This is a genomic window from Pseudoalteromonas sp. SG45-5, assembly GCF_014164085.1.
Classification (GTDB): Bacteria; Pseudomonadota; Gammaproteobacteria; order Enterobacterales; family Alteromonadaceae; genus Pseudoalteromonas; species Pseudoalteromonas aliena.
Map to the genome: position 1 here is coordinate 1 of NZ_JACJEM010000161.1, position 500 is coordinate 500.

A 500-nucleotide genomic window follows, 5' to 3' on the forward strand; every position below is an offset into this window, starting at 1 on the left:
CCAAAACAATTACTCCGCTTTGCAGGCATGCCACGTCAAACTATGCCAAAAGGGCTCCCATTTGAGCTTAAATCGTACCTTGAACTTGTTGAACTAACTGGGCATTGTATACGAGAAGACAAACGAGGGCATATTGAAAGTACACACTTACCCTTACTCGAAAGAGTGGATATTTCTCCCGAAAATTTGTTAAAACTCACCACACAATTTACACGCGTATTTCACGGCGCAGTAGGCAGACCAATCTCACAAGCAAGTTACCGTGAAGACTTAAACCGAAAACGGCGAGCGAATATCAGTAACTGCGAAAAGCTGCTCGCATAAAATTTTAACACTTCAGTAAAAAGTTAAAACTACATCATGTAGCGCATTTTCATGTGCGTAATTCAGGTCTAATGGAGTTAATGACTTATTTTGTGGATGAAAATAACCTAGCGATAAAAGATAAATTATTAACCTAAAAAGTAGATTGAATGGAACAGTTTTGTTTTTCAATTAGA

The 500-nt window shown here is 38.0% G+C and carries 1 pseudogene; it reads left to right on the top strand.

From position 1 onward, the window contains the following. A pseudogene (locus H5119_RS20100) lies at window positions 1–324 on the top strand (hypothetical protein); the annotation flags it as partial. Window positions 325–500 lie beyond the last annotated feature (176 nt).